This window comes from Petralouisia muris, assembly GCF_004793545.1.
Lineage (GTDB): Bacteria > Bacillota > Clostridia > Lachnospirales > Lachnospiraceae > Petralouisia > Petralouisia muris.
The window spans coordinates 98,426-125,249 of record NZ_SRYA01000005.1; the positions used below are offsets into that span (position 1 = coordinate 98,426).

Annotated in this window: 29 protein-coding genes; 25 read left to right on the top strand and 4 right to left on the bottom strand. The window is 44.2% G+C overall.

The window, feature by feature from the left end; all coding sequences use genetic code 11:
- Positions 1-59 precede the first annotated feature (59 nt).
- The 7 genes from sdaAB (at position 60) to E5329_RS03690 (ending at position 4,480) form a co-directional block, all read left to right on the top strand.
- Complete coding sequence (sdaAB, locus tag E5329_RS03660; protein WP_135988244.1) at positions 60-722, top strand: L-serine ammonia-lyase, iron-sulfur-dependent subunit beta; 663 nt, start codon at positions 60-62, stop codon at positions 720-722.
- A gap of 69 nt (positions 723-791) precedes the next feature.
- Positions 792-1,667, top strand: a complete 876-nt coding sequence (gene sdaAA, locus E5329_RS03665) for an L-serine ammonia-lyase, iron-sulfur-dependent, subunit alpha (RefSeq protein WP_135988245.1) — start codon at positions 792-794, stop codon at positions 1,665-1,667.
- A gap of 18 nt (positions 1,668-1,685) precedes the next feature.
- Complete coding sequence (locus tag E5329_RS03670) at positions 1,686-2,123, top strand: Rrf2 family transcriptional regulator (RefSeq protein WP_135988246.1); 438 nt, start codon at positions 1,686-1,688, stop codon at positions 2,121-2,123.
- A gap of 299 nt (positions 2,124-2,422) precedes the next feature.
- A complete protein-coding gene (locus E5329_RS03675) occupies positions 2,423-2,959 on the top strand; it encodes an RNA polymerase sigma factor (RefSeq protein ID WP_135988247.1) in 537 nt (178 codons plus the stop codon).
- A complete protein-coding gene (locus E5329_RS03680) occupies positions 2,956-3,639 on the top strand; it encodes a hypothetical protein (protein WP_135988248.1) in 684 nt (227 codons plus the stop codon). The genes E5329_RS03675 and E5329_RS03680 overlap by 4 nt, the downstream gene beginning before the upstream one ends.
- A complete protein-coding gene (locus tag E5329_RS03685) occupies positions 3,636-4,172 on the top strand; it encodes a hypothetical protein (RefSeq protein ID WP_135988249.1) in 537 nt (178 codons plus the stop codon). The genes E5329_RS03680 and E5329_RS03685 overlap by 4 nt, the downstream gene beginning before the upstream one ends.
- Positions 4,169-4,480, top strand: coding sequence for a LiaI-LiaF-like domain-containing protein (locus tag E5329_RS03690; protein WP_135988250.1), 312 nt, complete (start codon positions 4,169-4,171; stop codon positions 4,478-4,480). Before E5329_RS03685 ends, E5329_RS03690 begins: the two co-directional genes overlap by 4 nt.
- 108 nt (positions 4,481-4,588) lie before the next feature.
- Here E5329_RS03690 and E5329_RS03695 read toward each other — a convergent pair whose 3' ends face one another.
- Positions 4,589-5,440: an AraC family transcriptional regulator gene (locus E5329_RS03695; protein WP_135988251.1), complete on the bottom strand. Its 852-nt coding sequence runs from the start codon at positions 5,438-5,440 to the stop codon at positions 4,589-4,591.
- Between the two features lie 189 nt (positions 5,441-5,629).
- Here E5329_RS03695 and uxuA point away from each other — a divergent pair, with 189 nt between their 5' ends.
- The 9 genes from uxuA (at position 5,630) to E5329_RS03740 (ending at position 16,198) form a co-directional block, all read left to right on the top strand.
- Positions 5,630-6,706, top strand: a complete 1,077-nt coding sequence (gene uxuA / locus E5329_RS03700; RefSeq protein ID WP_135988252.1) for a mannonate dehydratase — start codon at positions 5,630-5,632, stop codon at positions 6,704-6,706.
- 1 nt (position 6,707) lies between these two features.
- Entirely contained in the window at positions 6,708-8,108 is a 1,401-nt protein-coding gene (gene uxaC, locus E5329_RS03705) for a glucuronate isomerase (RefSeq protein ID WP_135988253.1), read from the top strand.
- 57 nt (positions 8,109-8,165) lie between these two features.
- Positions 8,166-9,008 carry an SDR family oxidoreductase gene (locus tag E5329_RS03710; protein ID WP_135988254.1) on the top strand — a complete coding sequence of 281 codons (843 nt, stop codon included), beginning with the start codon at positions 8,166-8,168 and terminating at the stop codon, positions 9,006-9,008.
- Positions 9,009-9,377: 369 nt separating this feature from the next.
- Positions 9,378-10,790, top strand: a complete 1,413-nt coding sequence (locus E5329_RS03715) for an ABC transporter substrate-binding protein (RefSeq protein ID WP_135988255.1) — start codon at positions 9,378-9,380, stop codon at positions 10,788-10,790.
- Between the two features lie 118 nt (positions 10,791-10,908).
- Complete coding sequence (locus E5329_RS03720; RefSeq protein WP_135988256.1) at positions 10,909-11,751, top strand: carbohydrate ABC transporter permease; 843 nt, start codon at positions 10,909-10,911, stop codon at positions 11,749-11,751.
- Positions 11,751-12,590, top strand: coding sequence for a carbohydrate ABC transporter permease (locus tag E5329_RS03725; protein ID WP_135988257.1), 840 nt, complete (start codon positions 11,751-11,753; stop codon positions 12,588-12,590). Before E5329_RS03720 ends, E5329_RS03725 begins: the two co-directional genes overlap by 1 nt.
- Positions 12,591-12,614: 24 nt before the next feature.
- Positions 12,615-13,643, top strand: a complete 1,029-nt coding sequence (locus E5329_RS03730; RefSeq protein ID WP_135988258.1) for a LacI family DNA-binding transcriptional regulator — start codon at positions 12,615-12,617, stop codon at positions 13,641-13,643.
- Between the two features lie 132 nt (positions 13,644-13,775).
- The gene (malQ, locus tag E5329_RS03735; RefSeq protein ID WP_135988259.1) at positions 13,776-15,263 is read left to right on the top strand and encodes a 4-alpha-glucanotransferase; all 1,488 of its coding nucleotides are present in this window, start codon (positions 13,776-13,778) and stop codon (positions 15,261-15,263) included.
- The gene (locus tag E5329_RS03740; protein ID WP_135988260.1) at positions 15,260-16,198 is read left to right on the top strand and encodes a diacylglycerol/lipid kinase family protein; all 939 of its coding nucleotides are present in this window, start codon (positions 15,260-15,262) and stop codon (positions 16,196-16,198) included. The genes malQ and E5329_RS03740 overlap by 4 nt, the downstream gene beginning before the upstream one ends.
- A gap of 77 nt (positions 16,199-16,275) precedes the next feature.
- Here the strand turns inward: E5329_RS03740 and E5329_RS03745 are convergent, their stop codons facing one another.
- From E5329_RS03745 to E5329_RS03755, 3 genes are read right to left on the bottom strand one after another with little or no spacing between them, the layout of a single operon-like run.
- Positions 16,276-16,749, bottom strand: coding sequence for a hypothetical protein (locus E5329_RS03745; protein WP_135988261.1), 474 nt, complete (start codon positions 16,747-16,749; stop codon positions 16,276-16,278).
- A gap of 26 nt (positions 16,750-16,775) precedes the next feature.
- Positions 16,776-17,156, bottom strand: coding sequence for a DUF6120 family protein (locus E5329_RS03750; RefSeq protein ID WP_135988262.1), 381 nt, complete (start codon positions 17,154-17,156; stop codon positions 16,776-16,778).
- The gene (locus E5329_RS03755; protein ID WP_275442976.1) at positions 17,153-17,506 is read right to left on the bottom strand and encodes a PadR family transcriptional regulator; all 354 of its coding nucleotides are present in this window, start codon (positions 17,504-17,506) and stop codon (positions 17,153-17,155) included. The genes E5329_RS03750 and E5329_RS03755 overlap by 4 nt, the downstream gene beginning before the upstream one ends.
- A gap of 403 nt (positions 17,507-17,909) precedes the next feature.
- Here E5329_RS03755 and E5329_RS03760 point away from each other — a divergent pair, with 403 nt between their 5' ends.
- The 9 genes from E5329_RS03760 to E5329_RS03800 all read left to right on the top strand — a co-directional run bounded on the left by E5329_RS03760 (position 17,910) and on the right by E5329_RS03800 (position 26,823).
- Positions 17,910-18,350: a hypothetical protein gene (locus E5329_RS03760; RefSeq protein WP_135988263.1), complete on the top strand. Its 441-nt coding sequence runs from the start codon at positions 17,910-17,912 to the stop codon at positions 18,348-18,350.
- A 291-nt stretch (positions 18,351-18,641) separates the two neighbouring features.
- Complete coding sequence (locus tag E5329_RS03765) at positions 18,642-19,337, top strand: hypothetical protein (protein ID WP_135988264.1); 696 nt, start codon at positions 18,642-18,644, stop codon at positions 19,335-19,337.
- 3 nt (positions 19,338-19,340) lie between these two features.
- On the top strand, positions 19,341-20,144 hold the full coding sequence (locus tag E5329_RS03770) for a hypothetical protein (protein ID WP_135988265.1): 804 nt from the start codon (positions 19,341-19,343) through the stop codon (positions 20,142-20,144).
- Positions 20,116-20,940 (top strand): hypothetical protein, encoded by an 825-nt coding sequence (locus E5329_RS03775; RefSeq protein ID WP_135988266.1) that lies wholly within the window; start codon positions 20,116-20,118, stop codon positions 20,938-20,940. The genes E5329_RS03770 and E5329_RS03775 overlap by 29 nt, the downstream gene beginning before the upstream one ends.
- Positions 20,912-21,754 (top strand): hypothetical protein, encoded by an 843-nt coding sequence (locus E5329_RS03780; RefSeq protein ID WP_135988267.1) that lies wholly within the window; start codon positions 20,912-20,914, stop codon positions 21,752-21,754. Before E5329_RS03775 ends, E5329_RS03780 begins: the two co-directional genes overlap by 29 nt.
- Positions 21,751-22,380: an ABC transporter ATP-binding protein gene (locus E5329_RS03785; protein ID WP_135988268.1), complete on the top strand. Its 630-nt coding sequence runs from the start codon at positions 21,751-21,753 to the stop codon at positions 22,378-22,380. Before E5329_RS03780 ends, E5329_RS03785 begins: the two co-directional genes overlap by 4 nt.
- An 18-nt stretch (positions 22,381-22,398) precedes the next feature.
- Positions 22,399-22,956 carry a hypothetical protein gene (locus tag E5329_RS03790; RefSeq protein ID WP_135988269.1) on the top strand — a complete coding sequence of 186 codons (558 nt, stop codon included), beginning with the start codon at positions 22,399-22,401 and terminating at the stop codon, positions 22,954-22,956.
- A gap of 120 nt (positions 22,957-23,076) precedes the next feature.
- The gene (gene spoIVA / locus E5329_RS03795) at positions 23,077-24,564 is read left to right on the top strand and encodes a stage IV sporulation protein A (RefSeq protein WP_135988270.1); all 1,488 of its coding nucleotides are present in this window, start codon (positions 23,077-23,079) and stop codon (positions 24,562-24,564) included.
- 342 nt (positions 24,565-24,906) lie between these two features.
- On the top strand, positions 24,907-26,823 hold the full coding sequence (locus E5329_RS03800) for an acyl-CoA dehydrogenase family protein (protein WP_135988271.1): 1,917 nt from the start codon (positions 24,907-24,909) through the stop codon (positions 26,821-26,823).
- The last annotated feature ends 1 nt before the right edge of the window (position 26,824 follow it).

A 26,824-nucleotide genomic window follows, 5' to 3' on the forward strand; every position in this document is an offset into this window, starting at 1 on the left:
AGAAGGCGGTATGCTTTTCATGGAGAATGCTTTCTCTGTGGCGCAGGATAGGAGTAAACATGAATTTATTTGATATTGTGGGACCAGTAATGGTTGGCCCTTCCAGTTCCCATACTGCAGGGGCAGTGCGGATCGGCAATATTGCCAGACGGCTGTTAAATGAGCCGGCGGTAAAAGCGGATATTTGCCTTCATGGTTCCTTTTTGGCAACCGGCAGGGGCCATGGGACAGACCGGGCGTTGGTGGCGGGGCTGCTGGGAATGGATACCGATGATGAACGGATTCCAGACAGCTTTGCCTGGGCGGACAAGCAGGGGCTTGCCTATTCTTTTGCGGGAATTGAACTTCGGGACGCCCATCCCAATTCTGTGCTGATGAAGCTGACAGGGAAGAGGGGCCGGTATCTGGAGATTGTGGCGGCTTCCTTAGGGGGCGGCCGGATTAAAGTCTGTGAGATAGATGGCTTGCAGGCTAATTTCTGTGGGGATTACCCTACGCTGATTGTCCGAAATCGGGATCAACCGGGCCATGTGGCGGAAGTTACTTCCATGCTGGCTCATAAATCGGTCAATATTGCAACCATGCAGCTATACCGGGATAAGCGGGGCGGAAGCGCGGTGCTGGTGTTAGAGTGCGATAAGGAAGTGCCGGAAGAATCCATCAAGTGGCTGGAGAAATTAGAAGGAATCTATAAAGTGACATACTTAAGCCTAGAGGATTAAGGAATAGGTATGACAACAGGAAATGTAACCGCAATTATAAGATTCAGAAAGCAGGAACAGGAGGGCATCATGAGTTTTCATTCGCTGAAGGAAATTATAACAACTGCCGAAAGTCAGAAAAAAACTTTTTTCCGCGTTGTTTTGGAAGATGATATGTCGGAGCGGATGGCGTCGGAGGAGGAATCCTTTTCGGCCATGCAGGCCATGTATGATACTATGCGCAGTGCGGATAACGCCTACGATGGTCAAATGAAATCAGCCAGCGGCCTGGTGGGAAATGACGGGCAGAAAATGGAGGAAGCCATACAAGCAGGGAAAACCATTTCTGGCGGCTTCATGGGTGAGGTGATGGCAAGAGCCCTGAAAATGGGGGAGTCCAATGCCTGCATGAAGCGGATTGTGGCGGCGCCCACGGCAGGTTCCTGCGGCGTTATGCCTGCAGTTTTCCTTACTTATCAGAAATATTTTAACGTATCTGATGAAAAGATGACAGAAGCCATGTTTACTGCTGCCGGCATTGGAACCGTGATTGCAGAGCGGGCGTTCCTGGCCGGAGCCACCGGAGGCTGTCAGGCGGAGATCGGCAGCGCCAGCGCCATGGCAGCCGGAGGGCTGGCTTACCTGATGGGCGGCGGGAATCAGGAAATCGCCCATGCCAGCGCCATTGCCCTGAAAAACCTGCTGGGGCTGGTGTGCGATCCGGTGGCCGGGCTGGTGGAGGTGCCCTGTGTCAAGCGGAATGTCATTGGGGCGGTGAATGCCGTTACCAGTGCGGATATGGCAATCGCCGGGATTGTCAGCCGGATACCTCCGGATGAGGTAATTGACGCCATGCGGGCCGTTGGACTGGCAATGCCTGGTTCTCTGAAAGAAACTGGGGAAGGAGGCCTTGCCGCAACGCCGGCAGGAGTGGAGATCAGCAGGAAATTGATTTCAGATTTTTGAAAAAGACAGAGGTGAAATATGCAGATTTCAAGCAGATTTACAATTGCTGTCCATGTACTTATATGTATTGAGACATTCAAAAATGAATATAAAGTAACCAGTGATTTCCTTGCGTCCAGCGTTAATGTGAATCCAGTTGTAATAAGAAGATTACTGCAGCAGCTAAAGAAAGCGGGGATCGTAAGGGTCATACGAGGCAGCGGGGGAACAGAACTGGAAAAACCTTTAGATGAGATTACGTTGCTTGATTTATATCACGCTGTGGAATGTGTGGAGGAGGGTGAACTGTTTCATTTTCACGAAAATCCGAATCCTCTTTGTCCAGTGGGGAAAAACATTCACTCTATTTTAGATGTGAAGCTGGATAACATTCAAAAAGCGATGGAAATGGAAATGAAATCCATAACCATGGAGGATATTATGAAGGATGCAGGCAGGCTGATAGAAATATCATAAATCATTCCGCAGTTCAGATGGAAAAAGAAAGTAAGCGTCTGGCATAAATTTTATAATGGATAGAAACAGAGGCTGTCGGAAAATGAAATTCAGGCACAATATATGGTTTTCAAGAATTCATGGCGTATATTGTGTATAAATTTCATTTTCTGGCAGCCTTTCGTAAGATGGGGCTGTCGGAAAATGACAGAGGAAGAAGCGGTATGTTTTTGCTTTTATAAGGATTAAAAATTTTTCAGGAATTTTTAAAAATTTGAAGACGTCTGCCAAAGCATTTCGTTATAGATAAATGACAGGTAGTGAAGAAAGGAAAGGGGGCGGATAGAATCGATAAAGAAGCATATTTCAGTTATCTGCTGGATACATACGAAAGACTGGTTTATTCCATTTGTTTTAAGATGACAGGCAACCAGTTTGACGCAGAAGATTTGACGCAGGAAACTTTTTTATCTGTTTATAAAAATCTTGCCACTTTCCAGAAGGATTATGAAAAGGCATGGGTTTGCAAGATTGCAACCAACAAAGGGCTTGATTTTTTAAAAAGCGCCAAACGGCGCAGCGAGCCGAAAGAAGATACGTATTTTGAAGAAATCAAAGATGAGAAAGCAAGTCCGGAGGAAACCTATCTGAGAAGGGAATCCAAAGAGTATGTCTACACTATCTGTCAGAGCTTGAAAAGTCCCTACAGGGAAATTGCCACGGAGCATTTTTACCGGGAGAAAACCGCAAAAGAAATTGCAAATGAGCAAGGCAAAGGAATCAAGACGATCCAGACTCAGATTTACCGAGCCAAAGCAATGATTCGGAAAATAATGGAAGGGAGGGCGGCCGGATGATGAAAAAGCATATGGAAGAAGGAAACCATACCAAACTGGTAAAACAGGAAGGTGATGCCTTAAGTGCCGGGCATATCAGCAGAAAGCAGTTCTGCGACTGGCAGGAAGGCAGGCTGAAAGGGCGGGAAGAAACGGATTTTTTCACCCATATCGGGGCCTGTACCTTCTGTGCGGAGCAGTTTGGAAACTGGATGGAGGAAGGGATTTTGGATAAATTGGAGCCGGATATGGAACCAGGTTCTGATGGGGAAGCGGAATTGGAACTGGGGAAGAATTTCCTCCTGGAGGAACCGCCACGGTACCTGAAAGAAGAAATTCTAAACAGAACCCGTCAGTTCGATCTGCAGGCTTCTGTGAAGCTGAAGGAAACTTCCAGAAAGGTGCAGCTTATGGTTTACAGCCTGAAAGTGGGGCTTGCGGTTGCGGCTTCTATTTTCATTCTGACCGTTACCTGTGATATCCGGAATATGAATCTGGAACTGTCAAGGGATCAGCAGATGGAACAGGCGCAGGAAGAAAAAACAGAACCTGGAAAGCGGGAAAGGGAAGAAAGCCTTGCAGGGAAGCTGCGGCGGGGAAGTAAAGAGATTTCGGCAACATTAAATGAACTCAGCAGCGGATTATTCCGCATAGAAATGGATACATCGGAAAGTAAAAGAAATCAGGAGGTAACAAGATGACGAAGAAGAGAAATGGATTTTTTGCTTTATGCTTTTCTCTGGTGCCGGGAGCAGGAGAAATGTATATGGGATTTATGAAGCAGGGAGTTAGCATTATGTCTGTGTTCTGGATACTGATTTTCCTTGCGGCGTTTCTGGATATAGGGCCGGTGCTGTTTATTCTGCCGATTCTGTGGTGTTACAGTTTTTTCAATGTGCACAATATCAGAGGAATGTCGGACGAGGAATTCTATGCGCTGGAGGATGATTATTTATTTCATCTGGAAAGAGTGCTGCCTATGGAAAAATGGAGTCAGAAGCAGAACGCCATCCTGGCTTTAGTTTTAATTATTATCGGGGCTTCAATGCTGTGGGATTATCTGATGGATTATCTTCGCTGGCTGATTCCCAATGATATTTACTGGAGCATGATGGATGACGTTCCCCGGGTATGTATCAGCCTGCTGTTAATTTTCGGCGGCATGTATTTGATCCGAGGAAAGAAGAAGGAGCTGGAGGAAAAAGAAGAGAATGGGGAGGAGCTGATGAAATGAGAGTCAGAAGAGTTGGAAGCGTCACATGCGGAATCCTGATGATATTGTTTGGAATTTTGTTTCTGGTGCACATGTTCTATCCGTCTCTGTCTCTGGAAGTTATTATGAAGCTGTGGCCGCTGATTCTGATTGCTTTGGGCGCAGAGATGCTTGCGAAGAATATTAAGAAAGATGAGGAAAAAGAAATCCTCAAATATGATAAAGGCGCCATTTTCCTTGTGTTTTTACTGACCTGTTTTGCGGCGGGCATGGGGCTTTTGGAGTACTGCATGACTTATTATGCACAGTATGGGGTGATTTATTACTGACAGGTTCCTGTTCCCGATAAGTTTCCGCCTTCTGGATGGAGCGGCGGCAGGTTCCATCCCCTGGACTGGAGCCACGTCTCGATAAGTTCCGGAGGGCAAAGAAGCAGACTATGCTTTGGAATAAGCGCTTGGGGTTTTTCCAAATTCCCGTTTGAATGCTTTCAGGAAGTTGGAATAATCCCCAAAACCGCATTGAAAGCAGGCGTCCATGACTGTGCTGCCGCTTCGCAGCATGTTTCGGGACACAATCAGCCTTTTTTTCATAATATATTGATAAAGTGATAAGCCGGTAAATTGTTTGAATTGCCGGCTTAAATAATATTTGCTGGTATAGTGCCGGGCAGCCAGATGCTCTAAGGACAAATCTTCTGTCAGGTTTTCATTGATATACAGAAGGATCTGGTTCACTTTTTCATTCTCAGTGACGTCATATTTGACGGAATCAGGCGCATCATAATAGGCGCGGCTGATGTGCACCAGAAATTCAGTCAGATACGCAGAAGCCAGGGCGTAGCTGCCCAGTTCCCGGCTGCGTTTGGCTTCTGATATTTTTGCACAGAGCTGTTTCAGATGAAGGATATTCTGGCTGTCAGGGCGTATCAGGCGGTAATCCTGAATGGCGGAGTCCGTAAAGCAGGCAGTCAGGTCTTCTCCGTAAAATTCCAGCAGATGTCCGAAAAAATCGTCTGCCAGCCAAATAACAATTCTCTCATAGGGCCTGCCAGGGCGGATATCCGGCCGATGGATGTCGGAACTGCTGGTCAATAGCACGTCTCCGGGCCGCAGGTTATAATTTTTCCCTTCGATAATGTAATTCACATTTCCCGACAAAAAGAAAAAAATTTCATAAAAAGGATGCTGGTGAAATTCCACAGTGGGAGGCATCTCGTTATATGTATGGTGAAATTCGAAGTATTTTTCCGTCATTATCTGGCTGGGATTAAATTTTTCTTTGTACATAGTTAACAAAAAATCTCCTTTGGTTTAAGATAAAATGCACGAAATTGAAAGTTATATAAGATATTATATAGCAAGATTCACCATATTTCAAGCCTGAACTACCACGTAACATATGGGATTTTTTGGTATACTGAACCTATCAATAACAAGGCCGGTTTTGTTTTGAAAATCAAGAAGGAGGATGATGATATGCAGATGACATTTCGATGGTATGGAGAAGGAAATGACAGTATTACGCCGGAAATGATTAAGCAGATTCCGGGTGTGACGGGCCTTGTGTGGGCCCTGCATGACAAGCAGGCAGGTGAAGTATGGGAGACAGAAGAGATTGAAGAGGCAAGGCGTCAGATTGAAGGCGCAGGCTTCCACATGGAGGTAGTGGAAAGCGTCAATGTGCATGATGACATTAAGATTGGCCTGCCTACCCGTGACAAGTATATTGAAAATTATAAGACTACGCTTCTCAACCTTGCAAAATTCGGCGTAAAAGTTGTGACTTATAATTTCATGCCTATTTTTGACTGGACCAGAACAGATTTGTTCCATCCCTTAGAGGACGGCTCCACCGCGCTGTTCTACGAGAAAGACAGAATACAGGACGATTACAAAGAGATGGCAGATTATATCCTGAATAATCTGCATGGAATGACATTTCCCGGATGGGAGCCGGAGCGGATGGCTAAGCTGGATGAATTGTTTGAAGCTTACCGCCCAGTCACCAAGGAAAAGCTGTGGGAGAATCTGAAATATTTCCTGGAGGCCATTATGCCTACCTGCCATGAGACAGGGATTAAAATGGCAATCCATCAGGATGATCCGCCATGGGATATTTTCGGAATTCCCCGCCTGTTATGCGACAAGGAGTCTATCGGCCGTTTTCTTCATATGGTGGATGACGAGTACAACTGTCTCTGCCTGTGTTCTGGTTCTTTAGGGGCTAATCCAAAGAACAATGTGGCTGATATTGTGCGCACTTACTGTGACAGGATTGCATTTGCCCATATCCGAAATGTGCGCCATTATCCCAACGGGGATTTTACAGAGGCGTCTCATCGGGATTGTGACGGCGATACAGGCATCCTGGATATTATGAAGGCTTACCATGACTGCGGCTACACAGGCTATGTACGTCCGGATCACGGGCGCCATATCTGGGGCGAAGCGTGCAGGCCCGGCTACGGCCTCTATGACCGGGCGCTGGGAATTATGTATCTGTGGGGCTGCTGGGACATGCTGGAAAAAACGGAAGGCGAGGTGAAAGAATAAGATGGTAAAATTTATGGATCAGGATTTTTTGTTGTCTACCCCTACGGCACAATGGCTGTATCATGAGGCGGCAGAGAAGCTGCCGATTATTGACTATCATTGTCATATCAATCCTCAGGAAATTGCCGAGGATCGCAGGTCTGACAATATTTCTCAAGTCTGGCTGGGCGGAGATCATTACAAATGGAGGCAGATGCGGTTTGGCGGCGTACCAGAAGAAAAGATTACCGGCGCTGCCGACCCGAGAGAGAAATTCCGGGCCTTTGCCTCTGTGCTGCCCAGGCTGATTGGGAACCCTATGTATCACTGGAGCCATCTGGAGCTGAAGCGGGCTTTTGACATTGAGGAACCTTTGACGGCGGACAATGCAGATGAAATCTATGACAGATGCAATGAAAAATTGTCCGGGTACACTGCAAGGGGACTGATGCGGAAATTTCATGTCAAAGCTGTCTGCACTACAGACGACCCTTGCGATGACCTTCACTGGCATGAGATGATTGCCGCCGATTCCACAATGGAAATCAAGATTTTGCCTGCTTTTCGTCCGGACAAAGCCGTGAACATTGAAAAAGAAGGGTTTGCTGAGTACATCGGCAGGCTTTCACAGGCCACAGGCCGTAACATTCAATGTACGGAAGATGTGATAGCGGCTCTGGGGGATCGAATTGAATATTTTGCCGCCCATGGGTGCCTGTGCGCAGATCACGGACTGGATTACTGCATGTATGCAAAGCCGGATCAGGCGGAAGCTGACAGGGCGTTTCGGAAAGCGATGGAAGGAATCTGTCCTTCCAGGGAAGAGGCAGATACATATAAGACCAGGGTTACCATTGCATGTGCTGGAAAGTATGCAGAGAAGAACTGGGTGATGCAGCTTCATTTCGGATGTCTCAGGGATAATAACAAGCTTCAATTTGCAAAGCTGGGGCCGGATACCGGATATGACGCTATAAACAGCCAGTCAGGGGTGGAACATGCGGCGCCCCTACTGAATGCGTTTGCAGAGAATCAGGGGCTTCCGAAAACCATTCTCTATTCCCTGAATCCCTGCGACAATACAGCCCTTGTCACCATCGCAGCGTGTTTTCAGGGAGACGGCGTAGTGGCCCGGGTGCAGCAGGGCAGCGCCTGGTGGTTTAATGACAACCGCGCCGGAATGCGGGCGCAGCTTACAGAACTGGCAAACAATGGGATGCTGGGATGCTTTGTGGGCATGCTGACAGATTCCCGTTCCTTCTTAAGCTATACAAGACATGAGTATTTCCGCCGGATTCTCTGTGAACTTATGGGAGAGTGGGTGGAAAGCGGGCAGTATCCGCAGGAGAAAAAGCAGCTGATCAAATTAACAGAGGATATCTGTTTTCACAATACCAATGAATTTTTCCGGTTTGGCGTATAGGATTTCGGAAGCGGGAAGTATCCGAGGTGAAAGACAGGATTAGAAAGGAGAAAAAGTATGAATTTACCATTGAATATTGATTTTACAGGAAAAGTAGCAGTAGTTACTGGCGCAGGCGGCGTTCTCTGCAGAATCATGGCCCAGGCCTTTGCCCAGGCAGGAGCGCAGGTGGCGGCTTTGGATTTGAATGAGGAAGCAGTGAAAAAGCTTGCGGAGGAATGCAGGGCAGAGGGATATATCTGTGAAGGATATCAGGCGAACGTATTAGATCGGGACATGCTTGAACAGGTGCATGAACAGATTTTGAAGGATTTAGGGCCCTGTGACATTTTGATTAACGGAGCCGGGGGCAATAACCCCAGGGCTACCACAGACAATGAGTATCAGCATGAAGCGTCCGAAGGCCAGAAAACCTTTTTTGACCTGGATTCAGACGGGGTGGATTTTGTGTTTAAGCTGAACTTTCAGGGCACCTTAATTCCCACCCAGATTTTTGCAAAGGATATGGCAGAGAGGAAGGCAGGATGCATTCTGAACATTTCCTCCATGAACGCTTATACGCCATTGACAAAAATTCCTGCATATTCTGCAGCAAAGGCAGGAGTTTCCAATTTTACCCAATGGCTGGCAACCCATTTTGCGGGAACAGGGATTCGCTGCAACGCCATTGCTCCTGGATTTCTTGTTTCCAACCAGAACAGGGGACTGCTGTTTCACGAGGATGGTGCGCCTACTCCCCGGTCTCATAAGATATTAAACGGCACTCCCATGGGACGGTTTGTAGATGGAGAAGAGCTTTTAGGCGGCGTATTCTTTCTGTGTGATGAGAAGGCGGCAAGCGCAATCACAGGAGTGGTACTGCCAATTGACGCAGGGTTCTCCGCTTATTCCGGAGTATAATTGTTTCTTTGCATTTTTTTGAAATTGCGCCATTCCCGTTAAAATTATACGGGAATGGCGCAGTTTTTCTCTGCTTTTCAAAAGGTGCGTTCTGCCCTCCATATTTCTCCAAGCGTAGGAAAGGAATTGTGCATAATTACTAAAAACAAACATGCTAAAATGTATATAATTAACAAAATGACAACAAAAATGAAAAACGATATTGCATTTTTATAGAAAAGAGGTTATACTAGCTATATCAATTGAAAACGTTACCGGGAAAGATACCGGAAATGTTACCGGAAATGTTACCGGAAATGTTATCGGGAGATATCCGAATGCGAGGCGGCGTTTTCGAAGTGAAATTTTCAAATTATAGGAGGATGTAAGATGAAAAAGAAATTAGTATCATTGATGCTGGTTGCAGCAATGGCAGCAACAATGGCAGCCGGATGTGGCACAAATAACGGCGGCGGCAATAACGCCGGCACAGATGACAAGCAGACTGAAGACACAAACAGCGGCGATGATAAGGAAGAGGCAGGAGATGACAGCCAGACAGCAGCCAGCGGTGACGGTGCTGTTTATTATCTGAACTTTAAGCCGGAGCAGGCGGATCAGTGGAAAGCGCTGGCAGAGACTTATACTGAGCAGACCGGCGTTCCTGTAACCGTAGAGACGGCAGCTTCCGGAACTTATGAGTCCACACTGAAGTCAGAGATGGCAAAGGATGAAGCTCCTACCCTGTTCCAGGTAAACGGCCCCGATGGTCTGGCTTCCTGGAAAGATTACTGCTATGACTTAAAGGACAGCGCAGTTTACAAGAATTTAAAGAGCGATGATTTCGCGCTGATTTCTGATTCCGGAGAAGTGCAGGGCGTTGCATATGTAATTGAAACTTATGGTTTGATTTATAACAAGAAGCTGTTGTCTGACTACTGTGCATTAGACGGGGCGAAGATCAAAGACGCTTCTGAAATTAACAGCTTTGCAAAGTTAAAAGAGGTTGCAGATGATATTCAGGCAAAGAAAGATGACCTTGGAATCGTTGGGGCATTTACCTCTGCAGGTATGGATTCTTCCTCTGACTGGAGATTCAAAACACATTTGGCAAATCTTCCAATTTACTATGAATATCAGGCAGACGGCATTGAATCTACAGATGCAATCAAAGGAACTTATCTGGACAATTACAAGAATGTTTGGGATTTGTATATCACAGACTCTACCGTAGAATCTACCATGTTATCCAGTGCTACCGGCGAAGATGCAGCAGCAGAATTTGCAATGGGCGAAGCAGTGTTCTATCAGAACGGAACATGGGCTTATGCTGATATCAAAGACAATGAAGTAGCAGATGAAGATCTTGGTATGATGCCGATTTACATTGGCGCAGAAGGAGAGGAAAACCAGGGACTTTGCACCGGTTCTGAGAACTACTGGTGTGTAAATAAGAATGCTTCTCAGGAAGACATTGATGCAACCTTGGCATTCCTGGAATGGGTGATCACTTCTGATGAAGGACGTACCTCTTTCCGTGACGAAATGGGATTCGTAACTCCTTTCACTACCTTTACAGATGAATATCAGCCTGCAAACCCATTAGTGGCAGCTTCTCAGGAAGATATTGACGCAGGTCATCAGACCGTTGCATGGTGCTTCACCACAATGCCTTCCGAAGAATGGAAGAACGGCGTTGGAAGCGCATTGCTTGAGTATGCGCAGGGTACCGGCCAGTGGGATGCAGTAGTAAGCGCATTTGTTGACGGATGGACAGCAGAGGTTCAGGCAGTCAGCGAATAAGAGTTTACAGAATTTTAGATTCAGTCAGCAAATCAGGCGTTGCTGCTGAAAGAAGAGAGAAAAAGAAATACGGGGGTGGTAAGCGCCACCCCCATTTTCATAACATGGGAGGTAAATTATGCAAAAATCAATTAAAAAATATTTTCCTATTTTTGCACTGCCGACTCTGGTGGCGTTTACAATTGGATTTATAATTCCTTTTCTTTTGGGCATCTATTTATCATTCTGCAAGTTTACGACAGTTACCGATGCCAAATTTGTAGGCTTCAGTAATTATTTAAAGATATTTACGGACAAAACATTCGGCCATGCGCTCTGGTACACTGCATTATTTACAATTGTATCGGTGCTGCTGATCAATGTGCTGGCCTTTACCGTTGCGATGCTTTTAACAAAGGGAATTAAAGGCACAAATATTTTCCGGACCGTATTCTTTATGCCCAACTTAATCGGCGGTATCGTTTTGGGATATATCTGGCAGTTATTGTTAAACGGTATTCTGGCACACTTCCAGAAAACCCTGACCTACAGTTCCTCATACGGGTTCTGGGGCCTGGTGATTCTGATGTGCTGGCAGCAGATTGGATATATGATGATTATCTATATTTCCGGCATCCAGAACATTCCGGGAGAGCTGATTGAGGCGGCAAAAATTGACGGCGCAACCAACAGCCAGATTTTAAAGAACGTAACAATTCCCATGGTAATGCCTTCCATTACCATCTGTACATTTTTAACCTTGACCAATGGATTCAAGCTTTTTGACCAGAACCTGGCATTGACCAATGGAGAACCTTCCAATATGTCGGAATTGCTGGCATTGAATATTTACAATACATTCTACGGCAGAACAGGATTTGAAGGAGTAGGTCAGGCGAAGGTCGTTGTATTCTTCATTTTGGTTGCTCTGATTGCAGTGGGACAGAACTATCTGACAAGAAGTAAGGAGGTGCAGCAGTAATGGGCGTAAGAAAAGCAAAACACGGATGGATTTATACAATATTTTTCAGCCTGCTGTCTATTGCATGGGTATTCCCCATTATTCTGGTATTAATTAACTCTTTTAAGAAGAAGGTGTATATCAGCCGGAAGCCTTTTACCATTCCCACCGACAAAATGTTTGTAAAATGGGATAATTATGTAAATGGCATGGAGAAAATTCATTTCTTTGACGCATTTAAAAATTCATTGTTTATTACGGTTTTGTCCGTAGCGGCAATTATTTTATGCACCTCCATGTGCGCCTGGTATATTTCCAGGGTAAAATCCAAATTTTCATCCGGAATGTACTATTTATGTCTGTTTTCCATGATTGTGCCGTTCCAGATGGTAATGTTTACGTTATCAAAATTAGCAAATATGTTGCATTTATCCAGTCCAGTTGGTATTATATTAGTATATTTGGGATTTGGAGCCGGCCTTGCGGTGTTCATGTTCTGCGGATTTGTCCGGAGCATTCCGCTGGAAATTGAGGAAGCGGCCATGATTGACGGATGTACGCCGATTCAGACCTTCTTCCAGATTGTATTTCCGATTCTGAAACCTACCTGCATTACCGTGGCAATTCTCCAGGCAATGTGGATCTGGAATGACTATCTGCTTCCCTATCTGGTATTGGATATTAAGCGCTGGAAGACTATTCCGATTGCGATTCAGTATCTGAAGGGCGGTTATGGTTCTGTGGATATGGGAGCTATGATGGCAATGCTGGTATTGGCAATTATCCCGATTATCGTATTTTACATGGCGTGCCAGAAGCATATTATTGAGGGCGTTGTGGCAGGCGCAGTAAAAGGCTAGACTTAAGATAAGGTGGAAAATGATATGTTGACCATTAAAGATATTGCAAAAGAATCCGGATATTCGGTCAGTACCGTGTCCCGGGTATTAAATAACCGCAGGGATGTGAGTCCGGAAGCAAAGAAGAGGATTACGGAGATCGTGGCAGCGCGTCATTTTGTGCCCAATAACAATGCCAAACATTTAAAGCAGAACAGCAGCAAGACCATTGCAGTACTGGTGAAAGGCACTTCCAATATGCTTTTTGCCAGTATTGTGGAGGCCATTCAGAAAAAGGTAGAAGCCACCAGATATACGGTGAGCATCAATTATATTGATGAAGATGACAATGAAGTAGAGGAAGCTTTAACTGTCTGCCGGGAACACAAGCCCCTTGGCATGCTGTTTTTGGGAGGCAATCCAAAATTTTTTGAAAAAGCCTTTGAGGCGGTGAAAATACCGTGTGTTCTGGTAACAAACCAGGGGGCTTTGCTTGGATTTGATAATTTATCCAGTGTGGCTACCGATGATGAGGCGGCAGCGGAATCTGCCATTGACTATTTGATTAGGCAGGGGCATGAAAAGATTGGAATACTGGGCGGTGATTTTGCATTGTCCCATACCAGTAAACAGAGATATTTGGGATGCGTGAAAAGTTTTCAGAAGCATCAGATTTCCTTTGACGAAGAACAGTATTATGAGAAAGCGCGGTTTTCTTATGAAAGCGCTTATGAGGCGATGAAACGCCTGCTGAAAAAAGCAGAGGGCATAACAGCGGTTTTTGCCATGAGCGATGTGATTGCAATTGGGGCAATCCGCGCCATTATTGATGGCGGCAGGCGGGTGCCGGAGGACATTTCCGTCATGGGCTTTGATGGAATTACCATGGCGGAATATTATAATCCGAAGTTAACTACCATACAGCAGCAGTACAGTATTCTGGCAGCGAGAAGCGTGGAAATATTATTGCAGAATATTGACTGGAACATTGCGCCGGTGCATGAGGTTATTCCTTTTCATCTGGTGCAGGGAGAAAGTGTAAAGAAAATAAATGCATCTTTGGCGGAAAACTGAAGAAGACAGCCGGAAGCGAAGAAGTATCTGCGCTTCCGGCTGGAAGTTTCGAAAGGCAACGTCAAAGGGCAGTGAATAAAAAATAGATAAGATGCGCCCTTACAGCAGGCGTGTCGCAGGAGGTACCTAATTATGCGCAGCAGTGGAGTTTTAATGCATATTTCTTCCCTTCCATCTCCCTATGGAATTGGAACCCTGGGGAAGGAAGCGGTAAAATTTGTAGATTTTCTTGTGAAGGCAAAACAGAGTTACTGGCAGGTGCTGCCTATTTGTCCTACCAGTTACGGGGATTCCCCCTATCAGTCTTTTTCCAGTTTTGCAGGAAATCCTTATTTTATTGATCTTGATATTCTCTGTAAGGAGAAGCTTTTAACAAGAAAAGAGTGTCAGTCTTATGAGTGGGGGAAGGATATTTCCAAAGTGGATTACGGCATTCTCTATGAGAACCGTTATCTGTTGTTACATAAAGCTTTTGAACGGTTCCGGAAGAATATTCCGGAGGATTATGAAGAATTTTGCAAAGAGCAGGCAGACTGGCTTGAGGATTACGCTTTGTTTATGGCGTTGAAGGACGCCCATGACGGCGTTTCCTGGAGCCAGTGGGAAACAGACTTAAAGCTGCGCAGAGAGGACGCCATGGCGAAGGCAAGGGAGGAGCTTGCAGATGAGATTGATTTCTGGAAAATGCTCCAGTATCTTTTCTACCGGCAGTGGAATGCACTGAAGGCCTATGCAAATGAAAAGGGAATCCGGATGATTGGGGATGTGCCCATCTATGTGTCTATGGACAGTGCGGACGTGTGGGCCAATCCTTCCCAGTTCTATCTGAATGAGAAGCTGGAGCCTATAGATGTGGCAGGATGTCCGCCGGATGCATTTTCGGCAGACGGGCAGCTGTGGGGCAATCCCCTGTTTCGCTGGGATGTGATGAAGAAGGACGGTTACCGCTGGTGGATTCAGCGGATGGATAAGATGTCCAGGCTGTTTGATGTGATAAGGATTGATCATTTTCGGGGATTTGATTCCTATTACGCCATTCCCTATGGCGATAAAACAGCGAAAAACGGAGAATGGCGGAAGGGTCCCGGCATTGAATTATTCCGTGCCATTGAACAGGAGTTGGGAGATCTGGACATTATTGCAGAGGATCTGGGCTTTTTGACAGAGTCGGTTTATGAACTTTTGGCTGCTTCCGGATATCCGGGAATGAAATTGCTTCAGTTTGCCTTTGACAGCAGGGAAGACGGGGATTATCTGCCCCACAATTATGATACTAAGAATTCCGTGGTTTATGCAGGCACACATGACAATGATACGATTCTGGGATGGATGAAAACGGCTCCAAGAGCCTGCGTTACTTATGCGAAAGATTATCTGAATCTCAGCAAAGAAGAAGGATATAACTGGGGCGTAATGCGTGGCGTCTGGTCCAGCATCAGCGATACGGCTGTGGTGACGATGCAGGATTTGCTGGGAATTGGAAGTGAAGGAAGAATGAATACCCCGTCTACCTTAGGCTGCAACTGGATGTGGCGCATGAAGCCGGGGGCAATCGATGCAAAGCTGATTCGGCGTATCTGCAAGCAGGTGGACTTATACGGAAGAGCGCCGAAAGGATGACTATGACCTATTATTTTATCGTGAACGTTGCTTCCAGAACCGGGAAAGGAAGGAAAATCTGGAACCGGCTGGAAGCGGAATTAAAAAGACAAAAGACAGACTACCGGGCATACCTGACAAAATATCAGGGCCATGCAGGGGAGCTGGCAGAGAAACTAACAGGGAAACATCGGGAACAGGTGATTTCCCTTGTTGTCGTTGGCGGAGATGGTACGGCTAATGAAGCTATCAACGGTATCCGGGATTTTGAAAAGGTACGGTTTGGATATATACCGATTGGTTCCGGCAACGATTTGGGGAGGGGACTGGGACTTCCCAAAGATCCGCTGGCGGCGCTGAAGGTGATTTTAGAGTCCAAAGAGCTGTATCTCATGGATCTGGGCAGGGTGTCCTGGGGATCGAAATTGGAAAAGAGTGCGTATTTTAATATCAGTTCCGGAATAGGAATGGACGCGGAGGTCTGCAGGCGGGTCAATGCGGCAGGCATGAAGGCGTTTTTAAATAAACTGCATCTGGGAAAAATGTCTTATTTTGTCCAGACGGTGCTGACTTTGGCTGAGATGCCAAAGGTATTAGGCAGCATCCAGTTTGAAGATAAGGAAAAAAAGAGAATTGGCGGGGTGATTTGTGCAGCGGTTATGAATCATCGCTGCGAGGGCGGCGGATTGCCGATGGCGCCTAAGGCCTCGGATCAGGATGGCAAATTATCTGTCTGTTACATTCATGGAGTCAAAAGGCTTCGGGCGCTTTTCCTGCTGCTTATGCTGGTTAAGGGAAAGCATCTGGAATTTCGGGGAATTGAATTGGAGGAGTGCGCCTTTTGCACTCTTTGTCTGAAGGAGCCTTTGCCGGCCCATGCGGACGGGGAGGATCTGGGGGATTTGGTGCGGGTGAAATATGAGTGTTTGCCCGGGGCTTTGAAAATTATGCGGTGACAATTTATCCTGAAAATTGCTTGTGCAGCTTAGAGCGTGTTTGAAAAATTCTGATGCTGCACAAGCAGATGTTAGATCTAAGATAGAGTACCATTAACACTGCAAGTCAAGGTTACAGTTTTTGTAATAGAATCAATAGGGGCTGAATTACGGTATTGCGTTCCGGTTGCGGCAGCGCTTGCACTGTTTCCGATTTTAGAGGCTGACGAGTTAGTTATTTTCCAAAAAGTGGAATAAGTGTTTGATGAAACCGTTGATTTGATACATGCAGCCTGGGAGCCGGTTCCGTATGTAAAAGTCCCGGTTACGGTAACAGACCATAGTTTACTGCCGGAACTTGAATGGTATGTAGTAGTTTTACTTCCAGAGCGTGTAGCTGAAAAAGGAGCAGCTGATCCGGAAGTATGATTGGTTGTAACTGTAACAGTGAAATAACTTCCATCTTCAAGATATTCGATAAAATCATGTACGGTATATTCTGTAGCATATGTAGTAGTTGTAAAACCAAAAAAGATAGAAAGGCTTAAAAGTAAGCATAATAACTTGTTCATAATCTAAATCCCCCGGTCATTCATTTTTAATTAAGATATTCAATCGTAGTTTTCTCTATGGCAGGCAGATTCTCCTGAAAAGCTTTATAAGAGAGATAATTGGTCATACTCCAAACAGCTAACATAGCAATAATGCCAAAAATAATAAAACAACAGGAAATACGGATGTATTTTGTGCGGGATAAATGTTTTATCAGGTAGTCCGGATCTACGTTGTTAAGATAGTCCTGAATAATAGCAGTGGGTGAACCGAATTCTTTTTCTAAAACAGTAAATTCTATATTTTCTTTATTGTCAGCAAATTCTGAGATGTTCTGTTTCAGATCAGAGTAAAAGCGTTTTTCATATGGTCCGTAGATAGGAAACATAGAACGGACCATCTTTTTATATTTTGTTATATCATTCATTTCTGTGTTCCTCCGTCATCTCCACGATAAGAAAGTAAAAGCTGGATTCCTTCAGTTACTTTCGTATAATCGTCTAAGAGTTCAGATAAATATTCTTGTCCCTGGGGTTCAAGATGATAATAAACGCGGGTGAGGCGTTTGCCAACCTGTTTTTTATAATCAGTAATATACCCTTTATCTAAAAGACGGTAAAGGGTTGGATACATGGAACCTTCTGGAATTTTTAATATACCGTTGGAGTGCTGATGAATCAACTGCGATAACTGATAGCCATATAAATCTTCAATTTGCAGAAGATGCAAAAGTAACATTTCTACAGAACCCTTTTTAAAATTATCACGATTAGCCACAGCAAAACCTGTACTTTCTAAGAGAATATGTGTGTCATATAGAATATAGCGCAAATAGATAAAGAAGTCAATACCTTATTTATCTAAATAGTTATTGACAAAGAGGAATGATTTATGTAGTATATAATTGCAAGGTTAACATCAGCTTAATTACATATTTTGTAAATTAATAGCAACAGAGAAGGGGGGATTCTATGGATGTGCAAAAAAAGTCCTCATAAAACCAAGCGATGAGAAGTGCCGTTTAATGGCGGTAGGTTTTATGAGGATATACTTAGTATAATATTCTTTTTCGTTTATTGCAAGAGATTTGCAGCAGGAAAAATTACAAACTACAGAGATATTTCAGTGTGAAAAATCATAATTTGTACATTGGGAACAACAGGAACAGGAGGATAATACTATGTTAAGAAACAAAATTAAAAAAATTGCAGGGGTTGCTTTGTTATCAGTGACAATCATTGGAATAAGCGGAACAGTACAGGCCAATGCAAATAACTGGCAGGATACAAATTTTACATTTAACTTTAATAATTCACAGAAATATACTGCAGCGCGTCCAAAAACTGACACCAGTAAATTATATATGAAGTGTGAGAGTATTACTCCAAACACATCTTATACAGCGCATGCTATTGGATGCACCTCGGCATCATCTAGCGATAGGGTTGATTGTTCAAAGGGCAATAGTTACAGCTTTAGTAAAGCCGGGGACGCTCATTATATGACAAGCTGGGTAAAAGAATGGAATTACGGATATGCCAGGATTGCGGGAAACCCGAATTATGGATATTCATTTTCAGCATCAGGTAAATGGAGTCCGGACAATAAAGCAGGTCTTTAAAAATTACATAAGTTTTGTAAGATATGCCTGATTAAATGAACTAAGGGGTGTTGCAAAATAAAGTTTTTCTGCAGGATACGGGCTGCTGATTGATTCTGGTATCATTATACTGCATGAATTTCCTGTTTTGCGACAACCCCTGGTTATACTCAAGAGCATACTTATTTGCCAAATAATTTGCCTGTTTTCTTGAAATAGTGAAAACTTGTTGGCAAATCATTTCGCTCATGGGTATAAAAAGGAAAACAGTGCGTTTCTGTGGTTCCATAATATTTAGAAAGGAAGCTGTCCATGAATCATAACAATAAATACGCTATATTTTGTGTCATCATAATGATAACTTTATCTATGTCTGCCTGTTCTGCGAAACAGTCCGAACCGCAGAAATCAAATGGAATTATCCAGGAAAATCAGGTTTCAGACGAAGGTAATACAGATGGAAAACCGCAGGATATTGGTTCCCCAGATGTGGAATATGTGGATGATGAATATGCAATGTCAGATAATTTATTGCCGTTTGGTTCGGAAATTGTCTATGAAGATATTTCCTATAAGGTTTTAAATGTGGAGAAAACGAAAAAATTTGGCGGCAGAATCCGAAATAATCTGAATGACCTCTCCTTTGAAGGAATAGATTCGGAAGGTAATCTGAAAGGAAATGAAACATATGTTTTTTTAAAGATATGTTTTACAAATACATCAGAGAAAGAAAAAGAAATATACAGAAATCAGGGAGTGATAACAGGTATCGCTGAAGATTTTCAGATTTTTCAACTTAGTGCAGATACTGTATACATTGATCAGTTCTGGAATGGGGGAGACGAATCCAGTGTTCAGCATTATGTACTGAAGCCTGGTGAAAGTGTGGAAAGCGAGGTTGGTTATCTTTTGCAGGATGCTGACGTTCAGGGAAAATTGTACTACATGATAGGAGATACGTCGGAGTATGACGATATTGATAATAAGTTTGTGGCTCTGGAGGAATAAGGTATGGGAAAATTGATGCGGGCAGAGTTCTTTCGGGCATTTCATAATAAAATATATATTGCTTCGATTGGAGTTGGATTGCTGATTTGTATCTGGCATTTTTGGGAAAATGTGTATCCGCTGAAGGATTATGTGTATACGGCACAGTATCCTCTTTCTTCTTTTGCAAAGTGGCTGGGAGGAGATAACAGTTCTTTACAGCCAGTATTGTATTATTTATTGGTTCCGATTTTGTGCGCCCTGCCATATGCCGGAAGTTATTTTTCTGATATAAAGACAGGATATGTCAAACAAGTGCTGATACGAAGTAAGAAAAAAGATTATCTGAGATCTAAATATATTATGACTTTTATTACAGGGGCCACAGTATCTGCAGTGCCTCTGGCGTTGGATTTTGTTTTGACAGGCATGGTTTTGCCGGCGGTAATTCCGCAAAGCGGAACTGGAATTTTTGGCGGAGCGCCTAAAATGCTGATGGCTGATTTATTCTATACCCACCCATATTGCTATCTGTTTTTATATCTGATTCTGGATGCTGTATTTTTCGGATTGCTTACCACAATCGCATTGCTTGCAGCTCATTTGACAGAAAATCGCTTTCTGGTCATACTTATGCCGTTTTTATGCTATTTATTTATATTTTCAGTGAGCCAGATGACAGGAGCCGTACAGTTAAGCCCGTTTGGTTTTTTGCGGCCAAGCCAGCCGGTTTTTTCTACATGGCGCATAGTAGCGGGAGAATTATTGCTTCTGGTATTGGGAGGAGGAATTTTTCTGTATGTCAGTACAAAGAAAGAAATTCTTTAATGCCGTTCCCATTTTCCGAACTATGCGGTGTCAGGCTTTCGGTGATAGAAGGCAGTGGTTTTTATGGTTTGTAATACAGTCGGCAGCTTCTTTCTTTTATCTGTACCGCATGAATTATCATTATGTTTACGAATATGGCCTAATGCCGTGTAAGGCGGATTTTTTTATATGGATGGATATGCTGCCGGCAAAGTATACCTTTGTTCTTCCGCTTGCTCTGTGCATTTTTATGAAGATTGGAAAGGAATTAGAGTCAGAACAGTATTTGATACGGAAAATACACAGAAGGAGCGTCTGGTATGAAATGTTTATTCGCACAGCAGTTGTTTCTGTATTATTAACGGCGGTTACTGTAATGGCAGTCTCATTTTCTGCTGCTTTAAATGATTATGCATTCATGAACTGGAATGAAAAAAGGAGTCTGTACTGGTTTTTTATGAATGGACAGGTGTGCGCCAGAACGATAAGCTTCTGGAAAGTGATATTCTGTTTTTCATCTTTAAACTTTTTGAATTACTTTTTTACTGGCATGGTGGCGGCTGTCACCCGAATTATAATAGTGAGTCCGATACCTGCCTGGATTTTTTGCCTGGGAACAGCCTTGTTTGATTATGGAAGGAGCCATCCTCTGTTTTTTTATGGAAAATATTCTGTCGCTTATGCAAATTGGGCGGAAACACATTTTTTAAGAATGGCGTTTTCAGGGGGAATACCAATTTTATTAATGTTTGCAGGCGGAATGGCAGCCATCAGGAGGAAAAATTATTATGGAAAAGCAAATATTCAGGAAAAGTAAACGATGGAACAGCTTATTAAAATACGATTTTGTATGCGGGATGTGGAATAATCGTTATAAATGGGCGGTTTGTTTTGGGGTATTTGTATTTTTGGCGGACTTATCTGTTCAAACCTGCAATATGGCCGGTATAGACGCCGGATATTTGGGATATTACACATATTTGATGCAGGGATTGCCAGAGTATATCCGGACAGAGACCAGTATCTTCCAGCTTCCGGTTCCGTGGCTGATTTTTCATGGATATCTTTTTTTTCTTATATGCTCTTATCCTGTAAGTGATTTATCTGGCTGTGGTCAGCAGATCATGCTTCTCTCAGAAAAGAGAGAACGCTGGTGGCTTGGAAAAGTATGCTGGTGTGTATGGAATATTTTTTTCTATTATGTGAGTTTTAATTGTATTATGCTTGTGATGTCCCGGTTCAGAGGAAATGCCTTTAAAAATACAGACGGCTTGAAAAATGTGCTTGGTATTGATGCAGGACTTGTGAACCCAGAGGAATTTATCATGATATGGGTATGTCTCCCGGTTCTTTTTTCAATTGCTTTGGGACTGGTTCAGATGGTGCTTGGAATTCTTATTAAACCAGTTGCCGCTTATTTTTTTACTATGTCATATTTAATTACTTCGGTTTACTGGAAATCTCCCTTTTTACTGGGAAATTTTGCGATGATATTGAGAAACCGTCCCATCATCACAGATGGACTTTCATCATACATGGGGATGCTGCTATGCGCAGGAGTGAGTGGGGCCGCCATTTTTACAGGGCGGCTGATTGTAAAGAAAAAAGATATTTTAGAGGTGGAAAAATGAAAATAACAGTCAAAGATTTGACAAAAGAAATAAAAGGGGTTCGTGTTCTGGATGGCATAAACCTGGAAATGGAAGATGGATACATTTATGGGCTGCAGGGAAAAAACGGTTCTGGAAAGACAATGTTTATGAGGGCTGTCTGCGGTTTCGTTCTGCCAACGAAAGGAAGTATTACGATAGATGGCAAAGTCTTAGGGAAAGATATGTCTTTTCCGGAAAGTGCGGGTATGATGATTGAAAATCCTGCTTTCCTGCCGAATCTTACCGGTTTTGACAATTTAAAGCTTCTGGCCTCTGTAAAGGGGATTATTGGAAAAGATGAAATTGAGGAGGCTTTGCATTGTGTCGGACTGGAACCGCTGGATAAAAGGAAGTACAGGAAATACTCCCTTGGAATGAAGCAGCGTCTTGGAATTGCCTGTGCGATTATGGAAAGTCCAAAACTTCTGGTATTGGACGAACCTTTCAACGCATTGGACAGTGAGGGGGAACGGCTCTTGCGGGAGATTCTGATAAAAAGAAAAGAAGCCGGAACACTGATTATTCTTTCATGCCATGATAAAGATGAATTGGAAGCTTTATCAGATCAGATTTTCCTGGTCGAGAATGGAGTTTTCTCAAGTTAGAGGGAGGCGTCAGATAAGATGAAGAAAATAAATACGATGATAGTTCTGATTTTGCTTATATTGGTCGGAGCACGTTATTATTCCGTAAACACTCATTATCCCAGTCCAAAAGTGAAAACTTATACAAAGGGGGAAACTCTTGAATTGGGGAATTACCGTTTTACTTTAAAGAAATGGGAATGGCACAATGGAGAAATATATCATGAACTGATGCCTGGGTATGTGTGGCTTATAGAAAATGGAAAAAGTTATCCCAGTGAAAAGGAGCGTGTAGGAATTGCCACGGTTACAATCGAAAAACAAAAAGATGACGACACGTTTTTAGATTTGACCAATATTACATTTGAGTCGAAGGCATGGGGGAATCAGTGGGATCATGAATTTTTTATGGGGATCAATCAAGATTTGGAAGGGCTGCGCCTTGAGATGAAGGCCGGGGAAAGCCGGGATATATTGTTTCCGATTGCGACAGGGGAGATTCAATTTCCGCAGAAGGAATGGGATATGATTGATCAGAGGGATTTTTATATAGTGATTGATTATTATCCTGTAAAATATCAGTTATTGTGTGAGTAATGCTTGAAAATTTGAATATATCCCCTTTGGAAGAACATATGTGAACGCCTGGTACAAATATCTGGCATTCCCTGCAAATCTCCTGCATATACTGATAACAGTAGAACAGGAGGTTTTTGTATGGAAAATATCAATACAGGTACATATAATATTTACAAAGATATCAGTGCCAGGACGAACGGAGATATTTATATCGGGGTGGTAGGGCCTGTGCGGACCGGCAAATCCACCTTTATCAAACGGTTTATGGATGTGATGGTGCTGCCGGAAATGGAAGATGTACACAGCAGGGAGAGGGCAACGGATGAACTGCCTCAGTCAGCCCAGGGCAAGACCATTATGACAACGGAACCGAAATTTGTGCCCAAGGAGGCTGCAAAAATTAAATTGAGCGAGGATTTGGAGGTCAGCGTCAGGCTCATTGACTGTGTGGGATTTATGGTGGACGGGGCTACCGGGCATATGGAAGAAGGGGCGGAGCGGATGGTAAAAACCCCCTGGTTTGATTATGAAATCCCATTTACCCAGGCAGCGGAAATCGGTACCCAGAAGGTGATTCGGGAGCATTCCAATATTGGAATTGTGATTACCACAGACGGTTCCATTACAGAGCTTCCCAGGGAAAGCTATATCCCTGCAGAAGAAAAGACCATCGCAGGGCTGAAGAAGTTGGGTAAGCCCTTTATTTTGCTGCTGAATACCCAGAAGCCTTACGGGGCAGAGAGCCAGAAGCTGGCAGAGGAGCTTTCCGAAAAATACGGAGTATCCACATTGCCGGTAAATTGCGAACAGCTCAGAAAGGATGATATTTTCCGCATTCTGGAGGGGATTCTTTATGAGTTTCCCATTGAGCGGGTGGATTTTTTCCTGCCGAAATGGGTGGAAATGCTGGAAAATACCCACAAAATCAAAGAAAATATTATCGGCAACGCTATGCAGATTCTGAAGAAATTTACTTATGCCAAGGATGTGCGCAACACGGAGCTTGTGCCGGAAGGAGAATATATCCGGCGGATGAAGCTGGATAAGGTGGAACTTTCCCGGGGCTGCGTTCAGATTATGTTTGATATTGACCAGAAATATTATTATGAAAACATGAGTGAGCTGACAGGCGTGCCCATTTCCGGAGAGTATCAGCTGATTTCCATGATTCGGGAACTGTCTGCCATGAAGAAAGAATACGATAAAGTAGGCAGCGCCATGGAAGCGGTGAAACAGAAGGGATACGGCGTAGTGACTCCCCAGCTTACCGATATTGAAATTGAAGAGCCGGTGCTCATTCGCCACGGCAATAAATTCGGCGTGAAAATCAAAGCGCAATCTCCCTCGATTCACATGATTAAGGCGAATGTGGAAACTGAGATAGCGCCGATCATTGGAAGCGAAGAGCAGGCTCAGGATTTGATAGGGTATATCAAGACCTCCCGGGAGCAGGAGGAGGGGATCTGGCAGACCAATATTTTTGGAAAATCCATTGGGGAGCTGGTGGAAGACGGAATCCGCAGCAAAATTACCATGATGGATGATGAAAGCCAGGTGAAGCTGCAGGATACCATGCAGAAAATTGTCAATGACAGCAATGGAGGGCTGGTGTGTATTATTATATAAAAAACGTGTTTTCGTGAAGCAGTGTGCAGGGATAGAGAAATCAGAGATGCAGGAGGAAAGGGCCGGCGTCTCTGATTTTTGAGATTATGGCGCTGTGTTTGGATAACGATGCCTTGCTGGATGTTTCTTCCAGACCAGAGAAAGACACTCCGGTTGCTGCTGTTGCCTTTGTTTTTATTGCTTTAGATTGGATGCTTTTCTAAAAAACAAGAAAATTTATAAAGTTTTGCACGGGATAATTGACAAAATTTTGTGTGTTTGCTATATTAAATTTATTAAATTATAACAAAGGATAATTCATTTATTGGTAAAATGTTGGAACATAGAAAAGGAGGTAATGTTATGTTATTCCAAACAACAGCAGAGCATGAGCAGTTACGGGCAAAGATTCGCTCCTTTGCCGAAGAGGAAATCAAACCCATTGCATTTTCGCTGGATCAGGAGAACCAATTTCCGGATGAAGCGGTGAAAAAGCTTGGTGAGATGGGGCTTATGGGAATTCCCTATCCGAAAGAGTACGGCGGAGCGGGACTTGATATTTTAAGCTATGCCATTGCGGTAGAGGAGCTTGCCCGGATAGACGGCGGATCAGGCGTAATACTCTCTGCCCATGTTTCCCTTGGCTCTTTCCCTATTTTTGCATATGGCAATGAAGAGCAGAAGAAGAAATATCTGACTCCTTTGGCAAAGGGCGAGAAAATAGCAGCCTTTGGCTTGACGGAACCCAATGCCGGCTCAGACGCCGGAGGCACAGAGACGACAGCCATTGACAAAGGAGATTATTACCTGTTAAACGGCGGCAAGATATTTATTACCAATGCACCGAAAGCAGATACATACGTTGTATTTGCGGTAACGACGCCAGATATCGGAACCCGCGGGATTTCCGCTTTTATCGTGGAAAAAGGATGGGAAGGCTTTGAATTCGGCGATCATTACGACAAGTTGGGCATAAGGTCCTCCACCACGGCGGAACTGATTTTTAATGATGTGAAGGTTCCGAAGGAAAACCTTCTGGGCAAAGAAGGGGAAGGATTTAAAATTGCAATGTCTACCTTGGATGGCGGACGCATCGGCATTGCCGCTCAGGCTCTTGGCATCGCTCAGGGAGCGTATGAGCAGGCCCTTGACTACGCAAAGGAACGCATTCAGTTCGGAAAGCCCATTGCTGCGCAGCAGGGTATATCCTTTAAATTGGCTGATATGGCCACAAAGCTTCGCTGTGCCAGATTCCTCGTTTATTCTGCAGCAGAATTGAAAGAAGCCCATAGTTCCTATTCTATGGAAGCGGCAATGGCAAAGATGTATGCATCCGATATTGCCTTGGAAGTGACCAATGACGCAGTACAGATTTTCGGCGGCACAGGATTCTTAAAAGGCATGGACGTGGAGCGGATGTACCGCGATGCGAAGATTACGACGATTTATGAAGGAACAAATGAAATCCAGAGAGTTGTCATTGCTTCCCATATTATTGGAAGAATGAAAAAAAGTTCCGGCGGCGGAGGAAGCCGTTCAGCGGCAAAGAAGCCGGCGCCCATTACAGGCGTGCGCAAAGGGAAGATTTTTAAAGAAGGCGGCGCGAAAGAGCGGGTAGAAGCGCTGGCGGAAGCATTGAGAAAAGATGGACATGATTTTACAGTAGGCATTCCAATGGATACGCCCATTGCCCAGGCGGAGCGCGTAGTTTCCGCAGGCAAAGGAATTGGAAGCAAAGATAATATGAAGCTGATTGAAGATCTGGCGAAAGCGGCAGGAGCGGCTATCGGTTCTTCCCGTCCGGTTGCAGAGACATTAAAATATGTCCCACTGAACCGTTATGTGGGAATGTCCGGACAGAAATTCAAAGGCAATCTTTACATTGCCTGCGGCATTTCCGGAGCAATCCAGCATTTAAAGGGAATCAAAGATGCATCTGCAATTGTGGCTATTAATAAGAACGGCAACGCTCCGATTTTCAAAAACTGCGATTATGGGATTGTGGGAGATGTGGCAGAGATTCTTCCGCTTCTGACAGAGGCCCTTGGCACCGAAGAAAAACAGCCTGCGCCTCCTATGGTGAAGATGAAGCGGCCGCCTGTTCCAAAGCCGGAACCCATCGGTAAGCGCTATGTATGCGGCGGATGCGGATATGAGTATATTCCGGAAATTGGCGATGAAGATGCGGAAATTGCCCCCGGAACCTTGTTTGAAAAATTGCCGGAAGACTGGGTATGCCCGGAATGTGCGGAAGGCAAAGAGCAGTTTATTGAAGCGTAAA